The sequence below is a fragment of the Pseudomonas fluorescens group sp. PF-69 genome, from assembly GCF_054481235.1.
The window spans coordinates 4,583,497-4,600,102 of record NZ_JBTMNC010000001.1 but is presented as its reverse complement, the minus strand read 5'-3'; the positions used below and the strand labels follow the sequence as shown (position 1 = coordinate 4,600,102).

At 63.0% G+C, this 16,606-nt stretch carries 16 protein-coding genes; 7 read left to right on the top strand and 9 right to left on the bottom strand.

The window, feature by feature from the left end; all coding sequences use genetic code 11:
* Position 1: 1 nt before the first annotated feature.
* The 9 genes from ACX3YF_RS21720 to ACX3YF_RS21680 all read right to left on the bottom strand — a co-directional run bounded on the left by ACX3YF_RS21720 (position 2) and on the right by ACX3YF_RS21680 (position 9,260).
* Complete coding sequence (locus ACX3YF_RS21720) at positions 2 to 1,342, bottom strand: ABC transporter substrate-binding protein (RefSeq protein ID WP_130205382.1); 1,341 nt, start codon at positions 1,340 to 1,342, stop codon at positions 2 to 4.
* Between the two features lie 27 nt (positions 1,343 to 1,369).
* Positions 1,370 to 2,419 carry a branched-chain amino acid ABC transporter permease gene (locus ACX3YF_RS21715; RefSeq protein WP_458944965.1) on the bottom strand — a complete coding sequence of 350 codons (1,050 nt, stop codon included), beginning with the start codon at positions 2,417 to 2,419 and terminating at the stop codon, positions 1,370 to 1,372.
* Between the two features lie 4 nt (positions 2,420 to 2,423).
* On the bottom strand, positions 2,424 to 3,305 hold the full coding sequence (locus tag ACX3YF_RS21710; protein WP_458944964.1) for a branched-chain amino acid ABC transporter permease: 882 nt from the start codon (positions 3,303 to 3,305) through the stop codon (positions 2,424 to 2,426).
* The gene (locus tag ACX3YF_RS21705) at positions 3,305 to 4,081 is read right to left on the bottom strand and encodes an ABC transporter ATP-binding protein (RefSeq protein WP_047529991.1); all 777 of its coding nucleotides are present in this window, start codon (positions 4,079 to 4,081) and stop codon (positions 3,305 to 3,307) included. The genes ACX3YF_RS21710 and ACX3YF_RS21705 overlap by 1 nt, the downstream gene beginning before the upstream one ends.
* A complete protein-coding gene (locus ACX3YF_RS21700; protein ID WP_458944963.1) occupies positions 4,078 to 4,983 on the bottom strand; it encodes an AMP-binding protein in 906 nt (301 codons plus the stop codon). Before ACX3YF_RS21700 ends, ACX3YF_RS21705 begins: the two co-directional genes overlap by 4 nt.
* Before the next feature lie 463 nt (positions 4,984 to 5,446).
* Positions 5,447 to 6,850, bottom strand: a complete 1,404-nt coding sequence (locus tag ACX3YF_RS21695) for an LLM class flavin-dependent oxidoreductase (RefSeq protein WP_130205390.1) — start codon at positions 6,848 to 6,850, stop codon at positions 5,447 to 5,449.
* Positions 6,850 to 7,326, bottom strand: a complete 477-nt coding sequence (locus ACX3YF_RS21690) for an acyl-CoA dehydrogenase (protein ID WP_458944962.1) — start codon at positions 7,324 to 7,326, stop codon at positions 6,850 to 6,852. Before ACX3YF_RS21690 ends, ACX3YF_RS21695 begins: the two co-directional genes overlap by 1 nt.
* A 10-nt stretch (positions 7,327 to 7,336) precedes the next feature.
* Entirely contained in the window at positions 7,337 to 8,539 is a 1,203-nt protein-coding gene (locus tag ACX3YF_RS21685; protein WP_448646824.1) for an SfnB family sulfur acquisition oxidoreductase, read from the bottom strand.
* Positions 8,540 to 8,696: 157 nt separating this feature from the next.
* On the bottom strand, positions 8,697 to 9,260 hold the full coding sequence (locus tag ACX3YF_RS21680; RefSeq protein ID WP_130205396.1) for a helix-turn-helix domain-containing protein: 564 nt from the start codon (positions 9,258 to 9,260) through the stop codon (positions 8,697 to 8,699).
* On the opposite strand from ACX3YF_RS21680, the gene ACX3YF_RS21675 reads away from it, so the two are divergent.
* The 7 genes from ACX3YF_RS21675 to ACX3YF_RS21645 all read left to right on the top strand — a co-directional run bounded on the left by ACX3YF_RS21675 (position 9,255) and on the right by ACX3YF_RS21645 (position 16,544).
* Positions 9,255 to 10,280, top strand: coding sequence for a DMT family transporter (locus ACX3YF_RS21675; protein WP_448646825.1), 1,026 nt, complete (start codon positions 9,255 to 9,257; stop codon positions 10,278 to 10,280). The genes ACX3YF_RS21680 and ACX3YF_RS21675 overlap by 6 nt on opposite strands.
* Before the next feature lie 200 nt (positions 10,281 to 10,480).
* Positions 10,481 to 13,399, top strand: a complete 2,919-nt coding sequence (locus ACX3YF_RS21670; RefSeq protein ID WP_130205400.1) for a monovalent cation/H+ antiporter subunit A — start codon at positions 10,481 to 10,483, stop codon at positions 13,397 to 13,399.
* Positions 13,399 to 13,743 (top strand): Na+/H+ antiporter subunit C, encoded by a 345-nt coding sequence (locus tag ACX3YF_RS21665; RefSeq protein ID WP_007986256.1) that lies wholly within the window; start codon positions 13,399 to 13,401, stop codon positions 13,741 to 13,743. The genes ACX3YF_RS21670 and ACX3YF_RS21665 overlap by 1 nt, the downstream gene beginning before the upstream one ends.
* Positions 13,740 to 15,425, top strand: coding sequence for a monovalent cation/H+ antiporter subunit D (locus ACX3YF_RS21660; protein WP_458974229.1), 1,686 nt, complete (start codon positions 13,740 to 13,742; stop codon positions 15,423 to 15,425). The genes ACX3YF_RS21665 and ACX3YF_RS21660 overlap by 4 nt, the downstream gene beginning before the upstream one ends.
* On the top strand, positions 15,422 to 15,910 hold the full coding sequence (locus ACX3YF_RS21655) for a Na+/H+ antiporter subunit E (protein WP_130205403.1): 489 nt from the start codon (positions 15,422 to 15,424) through the stop codon (positions 15,908 to 15,910). Before ACX3YF_RS21660 ends, ACX3YF_RS21655 begins: the two co-directional genes overlap by 4 nt.
* The gene (locus ACX3YF_RS21650) at positions 15,907 to 16,185 is read left to right on the top strand and encodes a K+/H+ antiporter subunit F (RefSeq protein WP_047530017.1); all 279 of its coding nucleotides are present in this window, start codon (positions 15,907 to 15,909) and stop codon (positions 16,183 to 16,185) included. Before ACX3YF_RS21655 ends, ACX3YF_RS21650 begins: the two co-directional genes overlap by 4 nt.
* A complete protein-coding gene (locus tag ACX3YF_RS21645; protein WP_130205405.1) occupies positions 16,182 to 16,544 on the top strand; it encodes a Na+/H+ antiporter subunit G in 363 nt (120 codons plus the stop codon). The genes ACX3YF_RS21650 and ACX3YF_RS21645 overlap by 4 nt, the downstream gene beginning before the upstream one ends.
* Positions 16,545 to 16,606 lie beyond the last annotated feature (62 nt).

Sequence of the window (16,606 nt, the reverse complement as noted above, 5' to 3'; positions counted from 1 at the left end):
CTTATTCATCTCCGGTGCAGGTGCGTGGCGTCAGGCCTTTTTCCTTGGCGAACGCGGCGGACTTTTCGTCGATCAACGGCCGCAGCAGCGCGCGGTCGGCGGCGATCCAGTCGCTGATCAGCGTCCAGTTGGCGCCGTCCCACTGCTGGACCCGCGCCGAACCACCGCCCTCGTGATCCTTGCAGGACAGTTTGAGGTTCTGCATCAGGCCGAAGTAGCCCATGTCCTTGAGCCGCGCATCATCGATGTTCAAGTGTTCCAGGCCCCAGCGCCCTTCTTCGCCGTTGAGCGGGCGCTTGCCGAATTTGCCCTGGGCGGTGCGAATCGCCTCCACCGCCACCGCCGCGTTCACCAGCCCGGAGTTGTAGTAGACGCTGCCGAAATTCTTCAGGTCCTTGAGGTCGCTCTTGCCCTTGTCGAGGATGTATTGCTTGAGGCGTTTATGAATCTCGAAATCCGTGCCGGCCGGGTATGGCGTCAGCGCCAGATAACCCTTGGCGGCAGCGCCGGCGGGCAGCACGTCTTCGCTGGAACTGGCCCAGATGTCGCCGACGATGTGGTCCACCGGGAAGCCGAAACGCGCGGCGGTCTTGACCGCGACGGGCGTCGACACCCCCCAGGTGCGCAGGAACACCCAGTCCGGGTTGAGTTGACGGATCTGCCGCCATTGCGCCGATTGCTCGTTGCCCGGATCGGCCACCGGAATCTGGATGTTTTCGAAGCCGTACTTCTCGGCCAGCAACTTCAACGGGCCAAGGGTTTCGCGACCGTAGGCCGAGTCGTGGTAGACCGTGGCGATCTTCTTGCCCTTGAGCTTGTCGAACCCGCCTTCACGCTGGGCGATGTAATTGATCAGGCTCGACGCCTCGCTGTAGAAGGTCAGCATCACAGGGAAGTTATAGGGGAACACCGTGCCGTCGGTGGCTTCGGTGCGGCCGTAGCCCAGGGTGATCAACGGGATTTTGTCGACTTCCGCCCGCTCGCTCAGGGCGTAGGCCGCCGGGGCGCCGTTTGGCTGATAGACCGCCACGGGCGCGCCATCCAGGCCTTTCTTGAAGCGCTCGTAGCACTCGATGCCCTTCTCTGCCGTCCACTCGGTTTCGCATTCCTGCCAGACCAGTTTGACCCCGTTGATGCCGCCTTCCACCTCGTTGATGTAGTTCAGGTAATCAATCATCCCGGCCCACACCTGCACGCCGCTGGAGGCGTAGGCGCCGACCCGGTAAGTGGCCAACGGGAAGAACTGCTGGTCCGGCGAGGCCATGGCCGCCGGTACTGCACTGCCGAAAACCGCCAGCGTCAGCGCGGCGCCGATCAGGGAACGTTTCAAGGATGCACGCATGTTGTCTCTCTAATTAAGGGGTGGGATTCAGAAGCGCAGCGGCCAATGGCTCAGCCGTTCACGAAGGTTGCTTAGCAGGCGGATCAGGCCTTCCGGTTCCTTGATCAGAAACAGGATGATCAACACGCCGAAGATGATTTTTTGCAGGTTCTGCAGTTGCCCGGCGTCCACCGCGCCCCCGAGCAAGGCTTGCCCGGCGTGGCTGAGCAGGATCGGCAACAGGCTGATGAACGCCGCGCCGACGAAGTTGCCGGCAATGCTGCCCATGCCACCGATAATGATGATGAACAGGATCTGGAACGACCGATTGATATCGAAGCTGCTGGCACTGGCCGTGCCCAGGTAGGCGAAGGCCCACAACGCGCCGGCAATGCCGAGGTAGAACGAGCTGACGGCGAACGCCAGGTGTTTGTAGCGCGCCACGGGAATGCCGATCACGGCAGCGGCGGTGTCCATGTCACGGATGGCCATCCAGTTGCGGCCGATCTGGCTTTTCACCAGGTTCAGCGCGACCCAGGTCAACAGCAGCACGGTGCTCAGGGTCAACAGGTAGCGCCCCAGCGGTGTGTTCAGGTCATGGCCGAACAGCGCCAGTCTCGGCGCGGTGATCGTTCCCGAGGAGCCGTAGTTGTAGAACCAGGGGAATTTGACGAACAGCCACTCCAGGAAAAACTGCGCCGCCAGCGTGCAGACCATCAGGTAGAAACCCTTGATGCGCGAACTTGGCAGGCCGAAGACGAAGCCCACCAAGGCACTGATCAAACCGCCACCGAGTAAGGCCACGGGCAGACCCGCCTCAGGCAAACGCAGGAGAAACCCGTAAGTGGCAAAGGCACCGACCGCCATGAACCCGGCCGCGCCCACGGAAGTCTGCCCGGTGTAGCCGGTGAGCAGGTTCAAGCCGAGCCCGGCCAGGGACAGCACCAGAAACGGAATCAAAATGGCGTTCAGCCAATAGTCGTTGCCGGTCAGCGGCACGACGACAAACGCGATCAACAGCAGGCCTATCAGACCCAATGGCAGGCGTCGCTGGACCAGTACCGCCGGTGCGGTTTCGCGGGTAAGGGAAATCGACATGGGGTCAGACTCGCTCGATGGCGCGCTCGCCGAACAGGCCGGCGGGACGCAGGTAGAGGAAGGCCAGGGCCAGGAAGTAAGCGAACCACGGGGTGATGCCGCCGCCGATCAGCGGGCCGATGTAGACCTCGGCGAGGTTTTCCGCCGCACCGACAATCAGCCCGCCGACAATCGCCCCGCCAATCGAGGTGAAGCCGCCGATGATCAACACCGGCAAGGCCTTGAGCACCACCAGCGACAGGGAAAACTGCACCCCTTGTCGCGCGCCCCAGAGCAACCCGGCCACCAGCCCGACGACCCCGGCCACCGCCCAGACGATCTGCCAGATGCGGTTGAGGTTGATGCCGATCGACAGCGCGGCGGTGGTGTCATCCGCCACCGCACGCAGCGAGATGCCGATGCGGGTCTTGTTGAACAACAGCGCCAGCACCGTCACCAGCACAATGGCGGCAGCGGCGGCGATCAGGTCGAACTGGCTGACCATCATCGCGCCGATAAACAGCGGCACATCATCGATGCCCAGATCCAGCGCCCGCACCTGCGAGCCCATCAGGCCCTGGGCCAGGCCTTCGATGATGAACGACAGTCCGAGCGTGGCCATGAACAGGGTGATCTGCGAGCGATTGACCAGCGGCCGCAGCACCAGCCGTTCGATCAACAGCGCGCCGATGATCATCACCACCACCGTCAACGCCAGCGCCAGGGCGAACGGCACACCTTGATCGTGCAGGCTGACGAAGGTCAGCGCGGCGAACAGCAGCATGGCGCCCTGGGCGAAATTGAACACACCGCTGGCCTTGTAGATCAGCACGAAGCCGATGGCGACCAGCGAATACAGGGTCCCGGCGAGCAAGCCGCCGAGCAGGGTTTCGAAGAAAAACGTCATCAGTGCACCACTCCCAGATACGCCGCGATCACCTCGGGGTTGGCCTGCACTTCGGCGGGCGTGCCATCGCCGACCTTGCGCCCGTAATCGAGCACCACCACATGGTCGGACAGGCCCATCACTACGCTCATGTCGTGCTCGATCAACACCACGGTGGTGCCAAGCTCACGGTTGATATCGGCGATGAACCGGGCCATTTCCTGTTTTTCCTCGGCGTTCATCCCGGCCAGCGGTTCGTCGAGCAGCAACAGGCTTGGGCCGGCAATCAAGGCACGGCCCAGCTCCACGCGTTTTTGCAGGCCGTAGGACAGATTGCCCACCGGCACATCGCGCTGGGCCTGCAGTTCGAGGAACTCGAGAACGCCCTGTGCCTGCTGGCGGAACTGTTGCGCTTCACGGCGGGCTCGCGGCAGGCCCAACGCCTGCTCGATGAAGCTGCTGCGCAGATGCCGCGACAGGCCGGTGAGCAGGTTGTCGATCACGCTCATTTTCTTGAACAGCGCGTTGTTCTGAAACGTGCGGCCAATGCCCCGGCGGGCGGCGCTCAAAGGGTCGATACGTTTGAACGGTTGCTGTTCAAACACGATCGAACCGGCATCGAAGCGATAGACGCCGTTCAGCACATTGAGCAATGAACTCTTGCCCGCGCCGTTAGGGCCGATCAAGGCGCAGATCTCGCCACGGCGAACGTCGAACGAGAGCTCGTTGATCGCCTTGACGCCTTTGAAGGACAGGGAAATGCCGCTGACTTGCAGAATGGAATCGGTCGAGCTCATGCGATGTCCCGTTTGAATTCAGCGAGCCAGGTCGGCTCGGTTGGAGACCCGGCGCTGCGCGTGGCTTGCCAGATGAAGTGCAGGTTGTGAAAGCCCAGCAGACGGCGAACGCGGTGCTTGATCAGGCGTTGCGGACCTTTTTCCGGATGGGCAATGGCCCAGTCGCACAGACGTCGGCGCCAGGTGCCCGGCGGGGCGAGACGGCTGTCGATCTCAGCGGCCAGCACGTGCAAACGCCCGGCGGACAGCAGCAAGCCCGACGGTGCCACTTCGCGACGGTCGCGGCTGGCACTGCCGGGGCTTTCCGGGAAGGCCAGGGTGTGGCCACGGGTCAACCATTGCTCGAACAACACCGTCAGGCCGGCCTGCCACTCGGTGCCCTCTTCGCTCCACCATTGCGCGCCGAATACCCCCAGGCGCAGGCGTTGCGGGGTTTCCACCGGGCCAAGCAACCGGTCGAAGTCGAGGAGTGACTGGCCCTGCTTGAGCCAGAGTTGCTGCGTCTGCCGGCCCGACACAAAGGCGTGAGTGGGAAGCGCGCGCCACAGAACGTTATGCAGCGCCTGCGCATCGAGGTTGTCCGCAACGGCCAGCACCTCACCGCCCACCTGTCGGGTGGCCAGGGCCAGCAGTAACAGGTTCGGTTCGAAGGCCCCGCTGACGGCCAGCCGCGAGTCCTCATCGATTCCTTGCCGACGCAGGCCATCGGCCAGACGTTCGACATCCCGCAAGACGTCGATCCAGCGCCAGATGAACCACTGTCCGTGCCGTTTGTGCCGCAAGGCCGGCTGCAAGGGGTTGACCTGCGCCCAGTGACGCAAATGCTCCAGGGCCTGGGGCGCATTGACCCGCCACTCCGTGGTGTCCGCAATCGGCGGACGTTTGAGTTCGTGCACGCTCATGGGTTGACCTCTCTGTCATGGGCAAAAGCGTGCGGTGGTCCGCTGGGCTGAAGAATTAACGCAATCTCTAAAACAACACTGTCCTTGTGGGAGCCGGCTTGCCGGCGATGACGTCCTGCCAAGTGGCATCGATGTTGGCTGTGCCGGCCTCATCGCGAGCAGGCTCGCTCCCACAGGTTCCTCGGTGACCACAACCTCTGTACACGACGCAGCAACTTGTGGGCGCTGGCTTGCCGGCGATGGCGTCCTTCCGGGTGACATCGGTGTTGGCTGTGCCGGCCTCATCGCGAGCAGGCTCGCTCCCCCAGGTTCCTCGGTGACCACAACCTCTGTACACGACGCAGCAACTTGTGGGCGCTGGCCTGCCAGCGATGGCGTCCTGCCAAGTGACATCGGTGTTGGCTGTGCCGGCCTCATCGCGAGCAGGCTCGCTCCCACAGGGGATAGGTGGCGTGCTCGGGCGCTAGGCAGACACGACTTTTTTCTCCTGCTGACGCAACGCCGCCAGATCGCGATAGCCACTGCCTGGATGGATCTCGGACAATCGCGGCCCTTCACCAAACAGCTTCTCGCGCAAGGTGCCGGGTGCGTATTCGGTCTTGTAGACCCCGCGTTTCTGCAACTCGGGCACCAGCAATTCCACGGCATCGATGAAGGTTTCGTGGGTCAGCGCGTACGCCAGGTTGAACCCGTCGACGTCTGTCTCCTCGACCCACTCCTGCAACAGGTCGGCCACGGTTTCCGGGCTGCCGACGAACAACGGTCCAAAGCCGCCGATGCCGACCCAGTCGGCCAGTTCGTTGGGGGTCCAGACTTTGTTCGGGTCGGCACTGGAGAACGCCTCCACCGCAGATTGAATGGCGTTGGTGTGCACATGCTTGAGCGGTTCATCGGGTTTGAACTGGCTGAAATCGATGCCGGTCCAGCCGGAAATCAAGGCCATGGCGCCTTCGTAACTGACCCAGGTCTTGTACTCTTCGAATTTGGCCTTGGCCTTGGCGTCGGTCTCGCCGAGGATCACCGTCTGCAGGTTGAAAATCAGGATCTTCTTCGGATCGCGCCCAGCCTCTGCCGCACGCCGGCGGATATCGGCAACGGTTTTCTTCAGCAGCACTTTCGACGGTGCGGCGACGAACACGCACTCGGCATGTTCAGCGGCGAATTGTTTGCCACGGCTCGAGGCGCCGGCCTGATACAGCACCGGGGTCCTTTGCGGCGAGGGTTCGCAGAGATGAATACCCGGCACCTGGAAGTGTTTGCCGACGTGCCGGATTTCATGGATCTTGCTCGGATCGCTGAACACCCGGCGCGCACGATCGCGCAGGATGGCGCCCTCTTCCCAGCTGCCTTCCCACAGTTTGTAGCAAACCTCCAGGTATTCCTCGGCGTAGTCGTAACGGGCGTCGTGTTCGGTCTGGGATTTCTGCCCGAGGTTCTTCGCGCCGCTCTCCAGGTACGACGTGACGATGTTCCAGCCCGCGCGCCCCTTGGTCAGGTGATCGAGGGTCGACAGGCGGCGGGCAAACGGATACGGATGCTCGAATGACAGCGACGCGGTCAGGCCAAAGCCCAGATGCTCGGTCACCAGCGCCATCGGCGGGATCAGTTGCAGCGGATCGTTGACCGGCACTTGGGCGGCCTGGCGAATCGCCGCGTCGCCATTGCCGTTGTACACGTCATAAATGCCCAGCACGTCGGCGATGAACAAACCGTCGAACTTGCCGCGCTCGAGGATTTTCGCCAGGTCGGTCCAGTACTCCAGGTCCTTGTACTGCCATGAGCGGTCCCGTGGGTGCGCCCACAATCCCGGCGACTGGTGGCCGACACAGTTCATGTCAAAGGCGTTGAGACGAATTTCACGGGCCATCAAACGGCTCCCTTTGCGGAGATTGGAGAACTTGGGGGATGAATGCCATTGAGGCGGAAGTTGCCGATGACCTGGAGCTTCCAGCGCAACGGGTCGTGCAGCGAACCGGGCAGCGCGGTGCGTTGACCGGTGAATTCGAATTCAGCATTGCTCGCGGTGCTCAGGGCTTCGGCGCTGGCCAAGTGCGCTTCGGCAATGGCGATGCTTGTTTCGGTGGCGTCTTCATGGCTGTTCACAAAGTCTTCGGCGCGTTCGAGCAGTGCGGCAGCGACTTCGATGCGGATCTGCACGTCGCCGAAACGACTGATCACGTAAGGATCTTCGCTGGCGTTGGCCAAGCCGCTGCCGGCCCAGGGTTGGGCCTGCGTGCGGACGAAACGCAGGGTGGCCTCGAGCAGGCTGCGGGCGTTGTGCAGGTCGTGCTGACTGTTGGACAAGGGTTGTTCGGTAGCAATCGGTTGGGTCAAGGCGTTCATGCTGAGCTCCTCAGTTCCAGGCGTGACGCGCAGGTTTCACGCCGTTGAGCAGGTAGTTGCCGATCAGGTGGTATTTCCAGCGCGCCGGATCGTGCAGGGTGTGGGTCCGGGCGTTGCGCCAGTGGCGATCGAGGTTGTATTTGCCGAGCACCGAACGGGTTCCCGCCAACTCGAACAGCTTGCTGCTGGCGAGCAAGGCGATCTCGGCGGACAACACTTTGGCCTGGGCCACCACCACCGATGCGTGGGCCACGGTGTCTTCATTGGCGTCGAGCAGCGCGGCATCGATGGCCTGGCCGGCTTTTTTCAGGATCGCTTCCGTGCCATGCACGCGCCATTCGAGGTCGCCGATGGCGGCGATGCTGAACGGGTCCTGCCAGCCGTGATCCTGGCCGCTGTCGATCCAGGGTCGCGCCTCACGGGCGTAGCGTTTGGTTTCTTCCAGGGCGCCGACGGCGATGCCGGTGTCTACGGCCGCCTGGATGATTTGCGAGATCGGGCCGTCGGCGGTGGGTTCGTCGAAGGCTTTATGGGCCGGGATCACTGCGCTGAGCGGAACCTTCACCGCGTTCAGGGTCACACCGCCGCTGGCGGTGGTGCGCTGGCCAAAACCGTCCCAGCTGTCGATCACGCTCAAGCCGGGGTTATCACGCTCGATGAAGGCGATGAACGCCTGATTCTGCTCGTTGACCGCCACTGCCGGCACGATGTGCGCGAACAGCGCGCCGGTGCAGTAGAACTTCTCGCCATCGATTTGCGCACTGTCATCGTTGAAACGAATCCGGGTTTCGAAGGCGCCGGCGTTTTTGCTTTTGGATTCGGAGAAGGCATTGCCGAAACGGTAGCCCTTCAGCACTTTGTCGAAGTAGTAGCGCTTCTGCTCTTCGCTGGCGGTTTGCAGCAGGATGTCGAGCACGCCGAGGTGGTTTTGCGGGATCTGGCCGAGGGACGAATCGGCGGCAGAAATGATCTTGATCACTTCGGCCACGGTCACATAGGAGACGCCGGCACCACCGTAGGCTTTTGGCACGGTGATGCCCCAGAGGCCGCTGGCGGAGAACTCGTCGAGTTCGGCGACGGGCAGGCGTCGCTCGCGATCCCGTACGCTGGCCTCGACGGCGAAACGCGCGGCGAGCTTGTGTGCGACGGCAATCGCCTCGGCGTCCGAGCGGATCACATGGGCGGTATGAGTGGGTTGGGCTGAGGCTGTCATGGGCCGACTCCAGGTTCTGGGTGAGTGCACCAGAGCTTTTGCAGGAGTCGTGCCGAAAATTTAATTACTTATTTTTCAATCAGTTAAACGAATAACCGAGAAAACCTCACAACTTGAGAACAGCAAAATGTTTATCCAGTGTTGATGGGCAAACAGTTCAGATCACCACGTTGCGCACAAAACGCACCGCCACCGGCCCCTCGTTGCGATAGGAATGCGGCTGGTTGCTGGCGAACATGAAGAACTCGCCGGCGCCGATACGATGCGGCACATCACCGACCATCAGGGTCAGGCAGCCTTCGAAGACGTAGAACTGTTCGCTCCAGCCATCGGCATCCGGTTCCGACGGATAATGCTCGCCCGGTTCGAGGCGCCATTCCCAGAGTTCGACTTCGCGGGTGGCGTTGGCCTTGGCCAGCAATACCGCCTTGCTACCGGGGATCGTCCCTGCCCAGGCCAGTTCATTGATGCGGCTGTGATCGCGGGCGTCGGGGGCCTGGATCAGGTCGCTGAACGCCACGTCCAGTGCTTCGGCCACGCGATCGAGGGTGGTCAGGCTGACGTTCTTTTCGCCGGCTTCGATGGCCACCAGCATGCGGCGGCTGACACCGGACTTTTCCGCCAGGGCGGTCTGGCTCATGTCGGCGGCATGGCGCAGGCGTCGGATATTCTGGCTGACGTGCTGCAGGACCGAAGCCCGGGGCGTGGAATCTTTGTGCACTATATTGCTCACTTGGTGGTGTTGCGCAGTATACTGCCCAACTTCGGGCGCATTGTGCGTCCCCCTCAGGTAGTGCGCAAGATCATGACGTCGCCGAACGCTCCTCAAGCTCCCTCCCGTTTCCTGCGGCTCAGCAAGGCCGAGTGCGTGCTGGTGCTGATCACCATGGTCTGGGGCGGGACCTTTTTGCTGGTTCAGCATGCGATGACCGTCAGCGGGCCGATGTTTTTCGTCGGCCTGCGCTTTGCCGCCGCCGCAAGCATCGTGGCCCTCTTCTCCTGGCGCACCCTGCGCGACCTGACGTTTTTCGAATTCAAGGCCGGCGCCTTCATCGGCGTGGCGATCATGCTCGGTTACGGCCTGCAGACGGTCGGGTTGCAAAGCATTCCCAGCAGCCAGTCGGCGTTCATCACCGCGCTTTACGTGCCCTTCGTGCCCTTGCTGCAATGGCTGGTATTGGGGCGTCGTCCAGGGCTGATGCCGAGCATCGGCATCATGCTGGCCTTCACTGGCCTGATGCTGCTGTCGGGCCCGGCCGGGGCTTCGTTCCACTTCAGCCCCGGTGAAATCGCGACCTTGATCAGCGCCATTGCCATTGCGGCGGAAATCATTCTGATCAGCACCTATGCCGGCCAGGTCGATGTGAAGCGGGTGACCGTGGTGCAACTGGCCGTCACATCCCTGCTGTCGTTCCTGATGGTGGTCCCGACCCAGGAACGGATTCCGGACTTCTCCTGGCTGCTGCTGTGCAGTGCCCTGGGCCTGGGCATGGCCAGTGCCGCGATTCAGGTGGCGATGAACTGGGCACAGAAGAGTGTTTCGCCCACCCGCGCCACGCTGATTTATGCCGGCGAGCCGGTGTGGGCCGGGATTGTCGGGCGGATTGCCGGGGAACGCTTGCCCGCGATTGCGCTACTGGGGGCGGGGTTGATCGTCGCGGCGGTGATTGTCAGCGAGCTGAAGACCAAGGGTAAGGTCGCTACGCCTGAAGAAGCCCTGGAGCGCGAGACTCAAGGTTAAACGCTGAAATCTGTGGCGTTTGATAAATCGCCTTCGCGAGCAGGCTCGCGAAGGCGTCAGACTGGTCAAACACCTTTCTCTGAAACAATGAAAAACGGGCTTTTTCCGTCTACCTTGTAGGATTCTGCGACAGCTTGGCGTTTGGTGATCCGGGAGCTGGCACGTATGATGCTTCACAAACTTCCGCAGATTAGAAGCCTATGTCCCTGATAGTTCTACTGCTTCTGCCTTTCATAGGCAGCTGTCTGGCAGCCGTGCTGCCACACAACGCGCGTAATACCGAATCCCTCCTGGCTGGCCTGGTGGCCTTGATCGGCACCCTTCAGGTCGCGTTCCTGTACCCGCAAATCGCCCATGGCGGCGTGATCCGTGAAGAGTTCTTCTGGCTGCCCAGCCTGGGCCTGAACTTCGTCCTGCGCATGGACGGTTTCGCCTGGCTGTTCTCGATGCTGGTACTGGGCATCGGCACGCTGGTGTCCCTGTACGCCCGTTACTACATGTCGCCGGACGATCCGGTGCCGCGCTTCTTTGCGTTTTTCCTGGCGTTCATGGGCGCCATGCTCGGACTGGTGATCTCCGGCAACCTGATCCAGATCGTGTTTTTCTGGGAGCTGACCAGCCTCTTTTCGTTCCTGCTGATCGGCTACTGGCATCACCGGGCCGATGCCCGGCGCGGAGCCTATATGGCGCTGATGGTCACCGGCGCTGGCGGTCTGTGCCTGCTGGCGGGGGTCATGCTGCTTGGCCATGTGGTCGGCAGCTATGACCTGGACAAGGTCCTGGCCGCCGGCGATCTGATACGCGCACATGCCCTCTACCCCATCCTGCTCCCCCTGATCCTGATCGGCGCGCTGAGCAAAAGCGCGCAATTCCCCTTCCACTTCTGGCTGCCCCACGCCATGGCGGCGCCGACACCGGTGTCGGCCTATCTGCACTCGGCGACCATGGTCAAGGCCGGGGTGTTTCTGCTGGCACGGCTGTGGCCGTCGCTGTCCGGCAGCGAAGAATGGTTCTACATCGTCAGCGGGGCCGGGGCCTGCACCCTGTTGCTCGGTGCCTATTGCGCGATGTTCCAGAACGACCTCAAGGGTCTGCTGGCCTACTCGACCATCAGCCACCTGGGCCTGATCACCCTGCTGCTGGGCCTGAACAGTCCACTGGCGGCCGTGGCAGCGGTGTTTCACATCCTCAACCATGCCACCTTCAAGGCCTCGCTGTTCATGGCCGCCGGGATCATCGACCACGAAAGCGGCACCCGCGACATTCGCCGGCTCAACGGCCTGTTCAAGCTGATTCCGTTCACCGCGACCCTGGCCATGGTCGCCAGTGCCTCCATGGCCGGCGTGCCATTGCTCAACGGCTTCCTCTCCAAAGAGATGTTCTTCGCCGAAACCGTGTTCATCAACGCCACAGCCTGGGTCGAGATGACCCTGCCGATCGTCGCGACCATCGCCGGGACCTTCAGCGTCGCCTACTCCCTGCGGTTCACCGTGGACGTGTTCTTCGGCCCGACCGCCACCGACCTGCCCCACACCCCGCACGAACCGCCACGCTGGATGCGCGCGCCAGTCGAGCTGCTGGTGTTCACCTGCCTGGTGGTGGGCATTTTCCCGGCCCAGGTGGTGGGCCCGCTGCTCGCCGCTGCCGCGCTGCCGGTGGTGGGCGGCACCTTGCCGGAGTACAGCCTGGCAATCTGGCACGGCTGGAATGCACCGATGATCATGAGCCTGATCGCCATGTCCGGCGGCATCGTGGTGTATCTGCTGCTGCGTAATCAGCTCAAGCGCGGACGCTTCCGCTACCCGCCGCTGATTGGCCGGTTCAACGGCAAGCGCCTGTTCGAGCGCATCCTGGTGATCAAAATGCGCCTGGCCCGGCGCCTGGAACGACGGATCAGTACCAAACGCCTGCAGGCCCAGTTGTTCCTGATGGTGCTCGCCGCGGTGCTGGCCGGCTTGATCCCGATGCTGCACAGCAGCCTGCACTGGGGCGACCGGCCGAAGATTCCCGGCTCGATCGTGTTCGTCATCCTCTGGCTGCTGGCCATTGCCTGCGCCCTGGGTGCCGCCTGGCAGGCCAAGTACCACCGTCTCGCCGCCCTGACCATGGTCAGCGTCTGCGGCCTGATGACCTGCGTGACCTTTGTCTGGTTCTCGGCGCCGGACCTAGCCCTGACGCAACTGGTGGTCGAAGTGGTGACCACGGTGCTGATCCTGCTGGGCCTGCGCTGGCTGCCTCGACGGATCGAAGAAGTCGCGCCCTTGCCGAGCAGCCTGCGCAAGGCGCGCATCCGCCGTATCCGTGACTTGCTGCTGTCGACCGTGGTCGGCGGCGGCATGGCGTTGCTGGCCTATGCGATGCTGACCCGGCAGACACCCAACGACATTTCCTCGTTCTACCTCAGTCGTGCCCTGCCCGAAGGCGGCGGCAGCAATGTGGTCAACGTGATGCTGGTGGACTTCCGCGGCTTCGACACCCTGGGCGAAATCACCGTGCTGGTGGCCGTGGCCCTGACCGTGTTCGCCTTGCTGCGGCGTTTCCGCCCACCGAAAGAAAGCCTGCAACTGCCGGCGCAACAACGCCTGCTGGCGCCCGACGTGGTTACTGACCTGGTCAACCCGCGCCACGCCAGCGACACCGCCCTGGGTTTCATGATGGTGCCGGCGGTGCTGGTGCGCCTGCTGCTGCCGATTGCCGTGGTGGTGTCCTTTTACCTGTTCATGCGCGGGCACAACCAGCCGGGTGGCGGTTTCGTCGCGGGCCTGGTGATGTCGGTGGCGTTCATCCTGCAATACATGGTCGCCGGCACCCAGTGGGTCGAGGCACAAATGAGCCTGCGACCGCTGCGCTGGATGAGCACCGGCCTGCTATTCGCCACCGTCACCGGCCTGGGCGCCATGGCGGTCGGGTATCCATTCCTCACCACTCACACCTGGCATCTGGACCTGCCCGTGCTGGGCGACATTCATGTGGCCAGCGCGCTGTTCTTTGACATCGGCGTGTACGCCGTGGTGGTGGGCTCGACGCTGCTGATCCTCACCGCCCTCGCCCACCAATCGGTGCGGGGTCACAAAACGGCTGCGCAGCCAAAACCCGTCGCCATGAAGGAGACCGTCTGATGGAAGAAGTCATTGCCATCGCCATCGGCGTACTGGCCGCGTCCGGCGTCTGGCTGATCCTGCGGCCACGGACGTTCCAGGTGGTCATGGGCCTGTGCCTGCTGTCCTATGGCGTCAACCTGTTCATCTTCAGCATGGGCAGCCTGTTCATCGGCAAGGAGCCGATCATCAAGGACGGCGTGCCGCAGGACCTGCTGCATTACACCGACCCGCTGCCGCAGGCGCTGGTCCTTACGGCGATCGTGATCAGCTTTGCCATGACCGCGCTGTTTCTGGTGGTTTTGCTGGCCTCTCGGGGCCTGACCGGCACCGACCATGTGGATGGCCGGGAGCCTAAAGAATGAATGCAATGACGCACCTGATCGTGGCCCCGATTCTGCTGCCGCTGCTGACCGCCGCCATCATGCTGATGCTTGGCGAGAAACATCGCCCGCTCAAAGCGAAGATAAACCTGTTCTCCAGCCTGCTGGGCCTGGGCATTTCCGTCCTGCTGCTGCAATGGACGCAAACCACGGGCGTGCCCGGCTCCATCGGCGTCTACCTGCCGGGCAACTGGCAGTCGCCGTTCGGCCTGGTGCTGGTGGTCGATCGCCTGTCGGCGCTGATGCTGGTGCTGACCGGGATCATCGGCGTCAGCGCGTTGCTGTTCGCCATGGCGCGCTGGGACAGTGCCGGCTCGAGCTTCCATGCGCTGTTCCAGATTCAGTTGATGGGCCTGTATGGCGCCTTCCTGACGGCGGACCTGTTCAACCTGTTCGTGTTCTTTGAAGTGCTGCTGGCCGCCTCCTATGGCCTGATGCTGCACGGTTCGGGTCGCGCGCGGGTGTCGGCGGGGCTGCACTACATCTCGATCAACCTGCTGGCCTCGACCCTGTTCCTGATTGGCGCGGCGCTGATCTACGGCGTTACCGGCACCCTGAACATGGCCGACCTGGCCTTGAAAATCCCGCTGGTGTCGCAGGCCGATCGCGGCCTGCTGCATGCCGGCGCAGGCATTCTCGCAGTGGCGTTCCTGGCCAAGGCCGGGATGTGGCCGCTGAACTTCTGGCTGGTGCCGGCCTATTCCTCGGCGAGCGCGCCGGTGGCGGCGATGTTCGCGATCATGACCAAGGTCGGCGTCTACACCCTGCTGCGCCTGTGGACCCTGCTGTTCTCCGGCCAGGCCGGGGCGTCGGCGTACTTCGGCGGCGACTGGCTGATCTACGGCGGCATGGCGACCATCGTCTGCGCGGCCATCGCGATCCTCGCCGCGCAACGGCTGGAGCGCATGGCCAGCCTGAGCATTCTGGTGTCGGCGGGCATCCTGCTGTCGGCCATCGGTTTCGCCCAACCCAACCTGATCGGCGCGGCGCTGTTCTATCTGGTCAGTTCGACCCTGGCACTGAGCGCGCTGTTCCTGCTGGCCGAATTGATCGAACGTTCGCGCTCGGCCGTCGAGATCCCGCTGGAAGATGAAAACGAGATGCTGCCGCGACCGCTGCAAGCTTCGGCACCGGTCAAGGGCATCAACCTCGACGACGATCTCAAAGCCGTGGTCGGCCAGGTGATTCCCTGGACCATGGCCTTCCTCGGCTTGAGCTTCATTGCCTGCGCCCTGTTGATCATCGGCATGCCGCCACTCTCCGGCTTCATCGGCAAGCTCAGCCTGCTCAGCGCCCTGCTCAACCCGCTGGGCCTGGGCAATGCCGGTGACGAGCCGGTGTCGAACGCGGCGTGGGGGCTGCTGGCGTTGCTGATTCTCTCCGGGCTGGCCTCGCTGGTGGCCTTTTCGCGCCTGGGCATCCAGCGTTTCTGGACGCCGCAAGAGCGACCGTCGCCGGTCCTGCGGCGGCTGGAGTGTGTGCCGATTTTCGCGCTCTTGGGCTTGAGCATTGTGTTGACCTTCAAGGCCGAACCGCTGCTGCGCTACACCCAGGCGGCCGCCGACACCTTGAACAACCCGCAGCAGTATGTGATGGCCGTGCTAGGTACCCGGGCAGTGCCCAGCCCGGAAGCCAGGGCCGCGATGCTGGAGGTGCAACCATGAAGCGCCTGTTTCCTGCACCGTGGTTGTCGCTGGCGCTGTGGCTGTTATGGCTGGTGCTGAACCTGTCGATGAGTCCCGGCAACTTGTTGCTGGGTGCAATGCTGGGGTTCTGCGCACCGTTGATGATGCGCAAGTTGCGCCCGCTGCCGATCCGCATCCGCCGGCCGGGGGTGATCCTGCGCCTGTTCCTGATGGTCGGACGCGATGTGGTGGCGTCCAACCTCGCCGTGGCCTGGAGCGTGCTCAACGCCGGGCGCCGGCCACCGCGCTCGCGGTTCATCAAGGTGCCGCTGGACCTGCGCGACGCCAACGGCCTGGCGACGCTGTCGATGATCTGCACCGTGGTGCCCGGCACGGTCTGGTCTGAACTGGCGCTGGACCGCAGCATTTTGCTGTTGCATGTCTTCGATCTGGAAGACGAAGCACTGTTCATTGAGCACTTCAAGGCGACCTACGAGCGCCCGTTGATGGAGATATTCGAATGAGCGCCCTGCTATCGAATGCAATTATGCTGAGCCTGTTGCTCTTTTCCGTGGCGATGATCCTGACCCTCATCCGCCTGTTCAAGGGACCATCGGCCCAGGACCGGGTACTGGCACTGGACTACCTGTACATCATCGCGATGCTGATGATGCTCGCACTGGGCATTCGCTATGCCAGTGACACTTACTTCGAGGCAGCGCTGCTGATTGCGCTGTTCGGCTTCGTCGGCTCGTTTGCCCTGGCGAAATTCCTGCTGCGTGGCGAGGTGATCGAATGAGCGCGCCACTGTCTGTGTGGGTGGAAATCCTGGTGGCGATCCTGCTGGTGCTCAGCAGTCTGTTTGCGCTGATCGGCGCCATCGGCCTGGTGCGAATGAAGGATTACTTCCAGCGCATGCACCCGCCGGCGCTGGCCTCGACCCTGGGCGCGTGGTGCGTGGCACTGGCCTCGATCATCTACTTTTCGGCACTCAAGTCCGCGCCGGTGCTGCACGCCTGGCTGATTCCGATTTTGCTGGCGATTACCGTGCCGGTGACTACCTTGCTGTTGGCCAGGGCGGCGCTGTTTCGCAAGCGCATGGCGGGGGATGATGTGCCGGCGGAGGTCTCCAGCCGCCGCAGCGAAAGCGGTCGCTAGTTCAGAGTTTGTATTGGCTGGGCTGACGCTATCGCGAGCAGGCTCGCTCCCACAGAATTTGT